Here is a 1,927-nt window from a genome sequence, read left to right as displayed (position 1 = left end):
ATCCTGTGCTTGACTTGGAAATGTCCATATAGGACATTTCTATTTGGTTATTAGGTAGGACATTTCTACTTGGGAATAACACAAATTGTTAGAACCCATTTAAAGTGTCTATATTCTCACCAATAAAAATGTCTAGTTTATGATGGTCAGACCATCATGGCCTGGATATGAATATAGATGCTGATCATTATGTCTGACAAAGAAATCCAAGTTACTTACGATTCATCTAAGCTTAGAGGGCAATCTCATCTTAAATCTTTATTTTTTTACTAAAATAATAATATAATGCTTAGAACAACACCTATTATTCTATTTTAATATAAATATGGATTATTACTGTACACTACAGATCTTTCAAGATAATGAATGGTCAGATTGCGCGATCGTCGAGCTTACAGACAGCCATGAAGCTGGCTGGAGAGCATCGACCCGTACTTCCTATCTTTTCGAGTATGCAATCTCGCATATGGACGTGAGAGATGGACATGCGCTTTCGTATCAGTTTCCAGTCAATGTCCAAAATAACTTACAAAAGCAATGGCCAGCATTTTTGATGGATCTTTTGCCTCAAGGATACGGCCGTAAAGAACTGCTGAATCAATTAGATTTTTCCGAAAATATGCAGGAACAGGCAGACTGGTTTTTGCTAAAAGCAGGAGCAGGTAATCCCATTGGCAACCTCCGAGTGAAAGAAGCTTTTGAATGGCTGCAGGCGCATTTCCCGGTGCAAGAGAATGTGGGTTTTAGCCTAAGCGAAATCATTGAAAGAAAAGAAAAATTTATAGAATCGCTGGCCTCCTATGGATTATTTGTTGCAGGTTCCTCTGGCGTTCAGGGTGAATGGCCAAAACTATTACTAACCCAAGGCCATGATGGGTTATTTTATCTGGATCATACCCTTTCAGATGAAATGGCAGCCAAACACTGGCTGGTTAAATTCAGCCGTGGCAATGATCAAAGTCTGGAAAGCATCCTGCAGCATGAAGCACTTTATATGAAGATTGCCCAGTATCTGGATTTAAGGGTTTATGCTGAGCTGGAATTGCATGGCAAAACCCTGTTTATTCCAAGATTTGACCGGAAAATTGTAGATAACAAAGTAGACAGAATTGCACAGGAAAGCCTTGCTTCGTTGAGCAATAAAGCAGGCTTTGGGGTAAGAATGACCCATAATCAGGTATGTGCTTTACTGATGGAATGCTGTACAGATCCTAAACCGGAAATTTTCGAATATTTGAAACGGGATTTAGCCAATGTGGCTTTAGGCAATAAAGATAATCATACCCGCAATACAGCGATTCAACGTTTTAATGATGGAACCATCCGACTCTCTCCCCTGTTTGATTTCGCTCCAATGTGGTTACATCCGGATGGTATTGCACGAACTACCCGCTGGGAAAAAGATGATCATGGCGGCATGCCAATATGGCGCTCGGTGATTGAGCAGATTACAGAACAAACGGGCATTGAACATCAAGAAATCCAGTCAGAATTTGTCAAGCAATTGCCTCTTTATCAAGGATTAATGGATGAAATGCACAGACTGCAGATCTCTGAGGAAATTTTGCAGAATAGTCAGTACCGGATTGAAAATATATGCCAGCAGATTCAGGAGCTAGCCTATGGATAAGCGCTATAAACCGATGACCGCGATTGAGCAGATGAAAAAACGTCAGGAAGTATTAGAGATGATTAATCACAATCCTGACTGGCCATTTTATAAAGTTGCGCGCTATATCCGTACTGAGCTGCATCTGACCTTAAATGAAATGGCTAAAATCACAAAAATAGCACCTCAGACTTTGCAGAAAATGGAACAACCCGATAGTAATCCGACTCTGGAATCAATGATGAAACTCTTGAATACCTTTGGTCTAAAGATTATGATTCAATCCAAGTAAAAAAATCTTTGTACACGACAAAAAAA

Annotated in this window: 2 protein-coding genes; both read left to right on the top strand. The window is 39.8% G+C overall.

Annotated features, from left to right (window positions below; genetic code table 11):
- Positions 1-325: 325 nt before the first annotated feature.
- A complete protein-coding gene (locus GW12_RS04760) occupies positions 326-1,630 on the top strand; it encodes a type II toxin-antitoxin system HipA family toxin (protein ID WP_034584198.1) in 1,305 nt (434 codons plus the stop codon).
- Positions 1,623-1,901, top strand: a complete 279-nt coding sequence (locus GW12_RS04755) for a helix-turn-helix domain-containing protein (protein WP_034584195.1) — start codon at positions 1,623-1,625, stop codon at positions 1,899-1,901. The genes GW12_RS04760 and GW12_RS04755 overlap by 8 nt, the downstream gene beginning before the upstream one ends.
- The last annotated feature ends 26 nt before the right edge of the window (positions 1,902-1,927 follow it).

Origin of the sequence: Acinetobacter sp. HR7, assembly GCF_000773685.1 — a bacterium.
Lineage (GTDB): Bacteria > Pseudomonadota > Gammaproteobacteria > Pseudomonadales > Moraxellaceae > Acinetobacter > Acinetobacter thermotolerans.
Note: the sequence above shows the minus strand (reverse complement) of the source record. Positions and strands in the feature narration are given on the sequence as shown.